9 protein-coding genes are annotated in these 8,830 nt (G+C 46.3%); all 9 read left to right on the forward strand.

Translation table 11 applies throughout. The annotated features are described in order from the left end of the window. Positions 1-145: 145 nt before the first annotated feature. A complete protein-coding gene (locus tag ACR2PX_RS21435; protein ID WP_434001404.1) occupies positions 146-868 on the forward strand; it encodes a protein kinase domain-containing protein in 723 nt (240 codons plus the stop codon). Between the two features lie 73 nt (positions 869-941). Beyond that, positions 942-1,898 carry an HlyD family secretion protein gene (locus ACR2PX_RS21440; protein WP_434001396.1) on the forward strand — a complete coding sequence of 319 codons (957 nt, stop codon included), beginning with the start codon at positions 942-944 and terminating at the stop codon, positions 1,896-1,898. Further along, positions 1,895-2,122, forward strand: coding sequence for an ATP-binding cassette domain-containing protein (locus ACR2PX_RS21445; protein WP_434001397.1), 228 nt, complete (start codon positions 1,895-1,897; stop codon positions 2,120-2,122). Before ACR2PX_RS21440 ends, ACR2PX_RS21445 begins: the two co-directional genes overlap by 4 nt. Continuing rightward, on the forward strand, positions 2,013-2,831 hold the full coding sequence (locus ACR2PX_RS21450; protein WP_434001398.1) for an ATP-binding cassette domain-containing protein: 819 nt from the start codon (positions 2,013-2,015) through the stop codon (positions 2,829-2,831). The genes ACR2PX_RS21445 and ACR2PX_RS21450 overlap by 110 nt, the downstream gene beginning before the upstream one ends. After that, positions 2,828-3,958, forward strand: coding sequence for an ABC transporter permease (locus tag ACR2PX_RS21455; protein ID WP_434001399.1), 1,131 nt, complete (start codon positions 2,828-2,830; stop codon positions 3,956-3,958). Before ACR2PX_RS21450 ends, ACR2PX_RS21455 begins: the two co-directional genes overlap by 4 nt. A 197-nt stretch (positions 3,959-4,155) precedes the next feature. After that, entirely contained in the window at positions 4,156-4,797 is a 642-nt protein-coding gene (locus tag ACR2PX_RS21460) for a hypothetical protein (protein WP_434001400.1), read from the forward strand. Positions 4,798-5,032: 235 nt separating this feature from the next. Continuing rightward, positions 5,033-5,848, forward strand: coding sequence for a hypothetical protein (locus ACR2PX_RS21465; protein ID WP_434001401.1), 816 nt, complete (start codon positions 5,033-5,035; stop codon positions 5,846-5,848). A gap of 202 nt (positions 5,849-6,050) precedes the next feature. Then, positions 6,051-7,862, forward strand: a complete 1,812-nt coding sequence (locus ACR2PX_RS21470; RefSeq protein WP_434001402.1) for a hypothetical protein — start codon at positions 6,051-6,053, stop codon at positions 7,860-7,862. A gap of 190 nt (positions 7,863-8,052) precedes the next feature. Beyond that, positions 8,053-8,652 carry a YeeE/YedE thiosulfate transporter family protein gene (locus tag ACR2PX_RS21475; RefSeq protein ID WP_434001403.1) on the forward strand — a complete coding sequence of 200 codons (600 nt, stop codon included), beginning with the start codon at positions 8,053-8,055 and terminating at the stop codon, positions 8,650-8,652. Positions 8,653-8,830: the final 178 nt, after the last annotated feature.

Raw genomic sequence — 8,830 nt, forward strand, 5'->3', positions numbered from 1 at the left:
GACACGTTACAGCTCGACCTTAAACCCTACACAAGAGTGGCGTAAGACATACTCCGGTATGCAGCCGTGTTGACGGTGTAGATAAACCCAGAGAATCACTGATTGTCGCAGGTTTTTAGTAGCGGATTATGAAGTCAGCGCCTGTATTGGAGAATGGGTACTCGGCCACGACCTTCAAAGGGCATTATCGGGAAGGCATACCACTCATCTTGCCATCTGCGCCAAAACCGCTATTCAAATGGGTCATCAAGTCTGCCAGGGACTTAAGCACCTGCACGATCACAACATTCTGTACCGCGATTTAAAACCCGAGAACGTCATGTGTTCTGTTTCAGACACCGGACAGATCAGCGTCAAACTGATTGATTTCGGCCTTAATAAAACCCTGAAACCCGGCAGTACAACCAGCAGCTTTTGTGGCACTCCGTCTTATTTGGCCCCTGAAATACTGGTTGGGGACAAGCAGACCCGTCAATACAACTTGCAAGTAGATGCCTGGACGCTGGGCATTTTGCTCCTGGAAGTCACCTGTGGTTATTTGCCAGCCAATAACAATGGTCACTGGAAGAATAGAGGGGTACTCAACAGAGATGAACAATACGAGAACATCAGAGAATTTGCCGACTTTGCCTCCTACGAAAAGACAGTAGCGCTCAACAAGCATTACCCTGAGTTCTTTGGAGAGAATCAAAGGCTTCTGGAGCTAATCGTCAACCTGACCGAAGAGGACCCCAAGACTCGTATGACAATAGACGATGCTGCTCCCCAACTCTCAGCCCTGGCTTCCCAATCTCTGTTATCAACGACCCGCCGAAAAAGAGCCTCAAAGAGCCACGCTCAACGAAGAAAGGGCGTAAAGAGAAAGTAGTATTTAATTTTTGTGACTACATTTGTTTGATGTTTGTCGACATAGAACACGCACGCTCTCTATGAACAGGTTGATGCAAAATCTGCTGATATTAGCCTGTGGTTTCACTGTGACACTTATGCTTTCCGGCTGTTTCTCTTCTGATGCCCACCAGGCTCTGGGGACACTGGAGAGAGACAGAGTCACTCTGGAAGCCACTGCTTCTGAACTGATCACAGACATTTTAATACCGGAGGGCAGTCCGGTTAAAACAGGCCAGCTGATCCTGAAGCTGGATAATCGCAAGCAGCTTGCAGCGGTTGCTGCTGCCTCTGCCGAAGCTGCAAGGGCACGAGCCTATCTGGATGAAATGGTCAATGGAGCCAGAATCGAAGACATTGCGGCAGCCAGAGCCAGTGTCAGACAGATAGAAGCCAGACTGGTAGACGCCAACAAAACCTTCCAGAGAAACGAAGTACTGCTGCAACGCAAACTGATCAGTCAGTCTGAGCTTGATCAGGCAAGAGCAGCCCGGGACGCACTGAAAGCAGAAAAGAACAATGCCCGGGAAAAACTACTGAGCCTTCTCAATGGCAACCGATCTGAAACGATTGAACAAGCCGAGGCTTCTCTGAGCAAAGCATTGGCCAATCAGACTCTGGAAGAGATAAAGCTGGACGATCTGGCCCTATACGCCACAAGAGACAGTTGGCTGGACAGCCTGCCCAGACATTTGGGAGAAAGGGTTTCAACGGGCAGTACTCTGGCCATCCTGCTGGTGAATGAAGCCCCTTACGCGCGAATTTATGTCCCGGAACCTCATAAAGCCTCCCTTCATGTAGGCGACCATGTAACGGTGCATATTGATGGCGTCGATAAAACCTTTCTTGGCCAGGTACGCTGGGTCTCTCTGGATCCTGCGTTCACTCCCCATTACGCACTGAATGAAAAAGAACGATCCCGACTGGTTTACATGGCTGAAGTACAGCTTCCTGAAACCGCTTCAGATTTACCATCCGGCCTGCCTGTGCAAGTGGATCTACCCCTATGACTCGCCTGGCGATCTCAGCCAAAGGACTCACCCGCACCTTTGATGACTTTATTGCGGTGGATCGACTGGATCTGAGCATTGAAGAAAAAACCATCTTTGGCTTTCTTGGCCCCAATGGCAGCGGCAAGTCCACCACACTCAGAATGTGGGGCTTTTACAGGTTGGCTGACGCCCAGCCATGGCGATATCAGTGTTTTGGGACTGACCATTCCAAAACAGGCTGAAGCCCTTCGTCTCCGGCTCGGTTACATGACCCAGAAATTCTCTTTATACGACGATCTCACTATAGAAGAGAACCTGAAGTTCATGGCTCAGGTTTTTAATCTGCCCGGCAGGGAAGTCAACAGACGAATAGAAGCTCAGCTCAACACCTACGGACTGGATCAACGCCGTAAGCGAATGGCAGGCAGCCTCAGCGGTGGACAACGTCAGCGTCTTGCTCTGGCAGCAGCAACTTTGCACGAACCTGAATTATTGTTGCTGGATGAACCCACTTCTGCCGTCGATCCGGAGAACCGCAGGGATTTCTGGGAAACCCTGTTTGACCTCTGTGACCAGGGTGCCACTATTCTGGTCTCCACCCACTATATGGATGAAGCTGAGCGATGCCATAACCTGGCAATTCTCGAGGGAGGGATCAAGCAGGCTGACGGATCACCCAAGCAACTGATGGCGGATATGAAAGCCACCGTTCTGGAGGTGGATGGCACACATCTTCGACAGATCAGGGAAATCCTGACCGCCCAACCAGAAGTGTTATCTGCGGCCCAACAGGGCGCTCGTCTGAGAGTATTGGTCAACAACCGAGTCAGTGAACCCGAACACTGGCTTACTAACCAATGGCCGGAGGCAATGAAAGACAGAACCATTACAAGGGTACGCCCCAGTCTGGAAGATGTTTTTGTTCATTGCACAGGGCAGCGGCGGCAATGATGGAAAAGCGTTCATCCTATGAGAGCATTAGCCGCAGTCTTCAAAGAATCTCGTCCATTCTGGTGAAAGAGTTACGACAGCTGTCTCGTGACCGACCGACTTTTGCAATGATTGTGGTTATTCCCCTGATTCAATTGTTACTGTTTGGTTTTGCAATCAATACCGATGTCCGGGAATTACCTGTCACGGTGGTGGATGACAGTCGCACCTACTTTAGCCGGGCTCTAGTGGATGCTCTAAATGCGACTCAGGTGATCCAGATTGTCCGGCAGGATGCCACTCCCCAGGAAGCCGAAAGGGCTCTCCAGAGTGGAGAAGTCAGGGCCGCGCTGATCATTCCATCGGACTTTAATCAACGATTGAACGACAACCGGACTCCGGCTCAATGGCTGGTTGATGGTTCCGACACCATGATCAGTTCGGCCATTCTTAAGCTTCAGACAATGCCCTACTCTGCTATCCCCGGTATCCAGTCGCTATCTCCAAAAGAGCTTTTTGAAGTCGTGCTCTATTACAACCCGGAGCAACGATCCGTGGTAAACATTGTCCCGGGGCTGGTCGGCGTCATTCTGACCATGACCATGATTATGTTCACTTCTGCCGCTTTGGTACGCGAACGGGAGAGGGGCAACCTTGAATTGTTGATCGCAACACCCGTCCACCCCATGGAACTGATGATTGGCAAGATCGTTCCTTACATTTTTGTGGGGTTTATTCAGACAGGGATCATTATCTCACTGGGACATCTGATCTTTGATGTCCCTTTTGTTGGCAGCATAATCCAGATGCTGCTGGCTACCATGCTGTTCATTTCTGCCAGCCTGACACTGGGACTGATTATCTCAACTTGTACAGAAACACAATTGCAGGCCATGCAGATGACCGTGTTTATTCTGCTGCCATCAATCCTGCTATCAGGGTTCATGTTTCCTTTTGAAGGGATGCCCGTTGCTGCTCAATGGCTGTCCGAGCTTTTACCTGCCACTCATTACATGCGTTTAATGAGAGGCATTGTTTTAAGGGGGGCTGAAATACAGTGTATGGCCAGTGACGCCGTTTACCTTGGAGGATTTACCATTGTCGGATTGATGGTAGCAGCAAAACGATTCAAGAAGAGCCTCGATTAAACGGCTTTGTAAAAGACTCAGTGAATAACTGCGCCCTATTAAAACAAAACAATGAGAACTCATATTCTTTTTTAAATCAAAGATCTCAATAAAAAACAAAGCATACTATTCGTTTTATATTTGATGAACACAATTATTATACGGTTCGGTCCTGTTACCCAATAATCGCCTTCACACAGCAACAGCAATGAATAAATGTGAAGTTATTTAAAACTCTATTCCTGCTGACTCTGCTATTAATAAGCCGCTCCTCTTTTTCCGGCTGGAATCTTTATACCTTTGATGGACGACCCGTTAAATTTGGAGACAGACCCCTGCTCATTACCACACTGGGAGGAACCCGAGTATTAAACAAGGATCCCATCATAATGGATGATGTGAATGCCATTGGCTTTCTGGATTACGCGGGCATTTTCCCAGAGGATTTCTCGACAGCGAATGCTTTGACTTCAGAAGTCCTGTCTATGCAGAGCACTCAACGATTTCTGACATACTTTAAACGTTCGGGATTACCGCTTGATTTCAATGGTCGCGTGATTATTAAAGCCCATGGTAACGCCTCGGGTCAGGTAGGGTTTGCTTATGGTGAAACAGAAGTAGATCTGGATAACCCCACTATGGCCGGCAGAGTCCAATTCGATATCTACGATGTGGCAGTTAAACTCAGAACATTTTTCAAGGCATTCAAAATACCCGTCAAGCAGATTGAACTTTATATCTGTTGCGAGGACAGCACTAAAATTTTTGACCGATTCTATGAAGGCTTTCAAGCAGGCTTTGAGCACCTCAAAGTGATTGGGTTTAAAACCAAGGTTGGATTGACCCGTCGGGGGAGGTAAATATAGATATTTTGCACTGACAGATGATCCTGCCAATCCTTATGTTGTCGGCGCTACAGACTACCTGGTGAAAGGGATGCTGCCTGAGCAGGAAGAAGCAAAAAAATGATCATTGTTAAAACCAAAGGCAACCCTGAGCCCGCTTCTATGCCCAACGTTCCTCCCTGGAAAGATCAGTGCCAACCCAAATAAATCAGCCTACCACCTAATGATGAATACCTTACAACGACTTTTTATGGTTTTGCTCATTTTCTACCCGTCTTATGGTCATGCAGGATGGAATCTGACTACCTATGACGGAAAGGTCATTCCCTTTGGTGACCGCCCCGCTCTCATCACTACCTGGGCCGGACGAGAAACCCTGTTTCTTGATCCTGCTATGGCTGACCCTGAAAATGCTATTGGGTTCTTGGATTTTGCCGGTATTTTTAAAGAACCGTTCAGTCATATTCCTTCTACGATGATGGAAGCTATCTCTATGCAACGAACTCGCCATAATCTTATGTTTTTCAAAAAGTCGGGCCAACCGCTGGATTATAATGGCAGAGTGATACTCAAAGTTCACGGTACGAAAACAGGCCAGGTTGGCTTCCAGTTTGGTGAGCATGCCAATCAATTGGACAGAGAGACACTGGATGGCACGGTTGTATTTGATATGTACGATGTGGCCGTCCGATTAAAAGTATTTTTTCGTCGATTTAACATACCCGTCAAACAGGTCGACCTTTATGTGTGTTGTGATGACGAAGCAGGCACTATTACTCAACGTTTCTACGAAGGGTTTCAGGATGCCTTTCAGAATATTTTGATTCGAGGATTTAAATCAGTCGTAGGGGCTGTAGGTAAAAGCGGACAGTATCTAAACTTTCAGATTACTACCAACGAGGATGACCCTCGCCTTGCTGTCTCACTTCCAGATTTTATGGTTAGAGCCAAACTTCCGGATAACCCTGAGGCTAAAAAACACATTATAGAGAAAACCAAGGGCAACCCTGAGCCGGTCGAAATCCCAGAAACACCGAAGATGAAACAAGAATGTGATAGGAAATAACCTCCGAAAAACAGGCGAGACTTCTCAGTCATGGAAGAGTCCAACTTACATCAAAGTAAGGAAGATTGATGCATGAACCCATTAGACGCAGACAATCTCAAGACTTTTGACAAAAGAGTTTCCAGTTCAATTAAAAAACCCTTCAAATATTAATTATATTTATATACTACCTGTAGGTTTTAAAAAGAATCGTTTTCCTGACATGAAGTACAAGAATTTGGTTTTCATACCGTTCACTCTCATTGCTTTGTGTCTACATGCTGACGATAAAAATGAAATTGATTACTCATTTACTTTTAGAGCATTGTCATTTCAATGGCTTGCTTTCTCGGCAGACTATTTCATAAACCCGGTCAATCAAGGACGAGTTAATCAACTTCTCATAACGCGTGCACTTGATGGACTGACTATATTCGAAAGCAAAGAGTTGGAAGAATTATTAAACAGAAAGAAGGAAACGTTTGATCAAAAGGCGGAGCGGGGGTTTAAGTATGTTGAAAAACTGCCCGAGCTTTTAAATGGACTGCCAGAACACTTTCCCGACTATAACCGCCTTGCACCCACTCTCATCCGCCTCTCCAGGTTTCCCATAGACTGGGCTGACGACATCAGCGATTTTTTACATGGTCTGATGAGTGCTTTGCTCGAACAGGCAGAGGAAATTATTGAGCAGGTTGATACTCAGAGCTTTAATCTAAACACCTCATTGAACAGCCTGCATCAAAGAGTGAATCATGTGGTAGAAGAAAATATCGTTAAGCCCTCTATCATGCCATCAAGCCAATACCTTTCCCTGACACTCTATGATTCTCGTCATCAGAAACTGATGGCTATGGAAGCCCTGAAGCCTGAGTATCAACACTCCTTTGTCTCTCATACTCTCTTTCGACTCAACACCGCCTATTATCTTGATGCCGATGAACTGGATCGATCGGATTACGCGCGGTTCTATCGACTGGCCCAAATTGCCGGACTCCAAGACATTACGGTCTTTCATATAGGGCAATTGTCCGGTCGGCTAAGAGCAGAATTTGTGAATCTTTTCACGACCCTGGATAAGATGCTTTCGTCTGATATGCCGGTGAACCCTCAACGGGTCATCAGCTTTCTATGGTCCAGAAAAACGGGGATTCTTCCCTGCCTTATGTCCGATAAAGATAGAAATGGGCCAATCAGGGTTCCGGAATGGAGTGCGCATCATCAATTATTCCTGAACCTGGAGATTGAGGACAGTGAACTCACTAACCTTCGCTTACTGGGTTATCACTCCCCTGTTTCACTTTGTCTTAACACCCTATTAGACAACCTGATGAGAGATGAGCCTGAAAAACGTTTTTCTGCCCGGGAACTGGCTGATTTGCATAGCATTGGAAGGCAACTGGTAGAACGAACGACCCTGGATAAAAAAGGTTCAGTCATACTTCAGGTTTCACCCGCTACTTATCTCTATCTCTCTCATACGGAGAGTGAAGTCAGCCTGGTTAGCCAACACACCATCAGAAAATTCTCAATGAATGCCTTTAAGCACTTCTATCGACAAGTTATGGGGACTGACTTCAAGTTTGATATTCTTGAACAGGCCTATATTCAGTCCGATGAGGATTTTAAATACCCCACTGGAGATTGCGGGGTCCTGTTGAGAAAACACCGTATTTCAAATTTTTCAGACTATCGCCTATTCGCCGTCAAACACCATCCTGATAAACACCGTGATACAACAGAAGAGGATGCAGAAGATTTGAGTGCGATCAACAGTTGTGTACACACAAAAGCCATCAGGGATTTTTTTAAGACGAAACAAGAACAGCTGGTAGGAGAGCATCTGGAGCAGATTCAACTGTCCCATAGTTTTATCAGCAGACTGGTAAACGAGCTGCCTTTTTTTGAAATACGCTTATCCCGTCAAGAACAAACGAGCCTTTATACCGAAAAACATGATATCAAATGGGAGATGGAAGAGAACGGGAACACCTTAGATGAATGGGAACTGGATGAAGACTGGGATGACCATTAAATAACATGCCCCACTGATTGGCAGAATTAAAAAAAATAGACGACCACTCAATTAGTTAACAGGTTAGATAAACGACTGACAGGTTATAGATCTATAACCATTGTTTATTTTGTATTTTTATAACCCTAAGCAATAATCGCCCGCTCTCACATTATCCCATCACCCCGAGCAAAAAAGAGATTTCTTCGCGATGATCACGAAGCAGCAGTATCTCGGTGTCGCACTGGCGTTAACATCGATTGCATTGGGCAGCCTTTATCTTGGCTCAACTATTTTTTTCCGACTTCTTTTAGGACTGGCCCTGGGCTATGTGCTGGTTCGAGGCTCTATTGGTTTTGCTGGTAGTGTCAATCGCGCCTATAAAAGCGGTTCAACCCGTCTGATGGTCGTCTTGATGGGCATGTTTGTAGGAACTGCTGTCATTAATGCCGTTCTGGTAATGAATGCAGAACCGGGAACCTACAACTTATGGGTTAATCCTATTAATGCCGGACTGATTCTCGGGGGATTGCTGTTCGGTTTTGGTATGAGCTTTTCTTCTTGCTGCGCTACCGGGGTGCTGGCCCGCATCAGCTCGAAAATGCCAATGGCTTTGATTACTCTGTTCTTTTTCTGTCTGGGGGTTTTTGCCGGTTTTCCAATCCAGAAAGAAGCCAGCTGGATTACGGACACCTGGGTTTCTTCATCCAGCTATCCAGAACAGGGCGTCTTTCTTCCAGACTTGATGTATAGGAATTTCAAAGCACAGGTAGAACACCTTTCGTCGTATAGTTTTGCCGGATTTTCCTGAGAAGCAGTCAGGCTGTTTTCCCTGATTCTAAAAAACATCAGTTTTACAGGGAATACACCTAAATAATTACATAAGACAGAGTAATAAACTGTCTCTGTTTGCATCAGACAGACCAATCCTGCTATACCAGAGCAACAGGTCTCCCGAGGGCAAGCCTTTCATGACACAGGTGCAGTTC

The sequence above is a fragment of the Endozoicomonas sp. genome (assembly GCF_051008435.1).
Taxonomy (GTDB): domain Bacteria; phylum Pseudomonadota; class Gammaproteobacteria; order Pseudomonadales; family Endozoicomonadaceae; genus Endozoicomonas_A.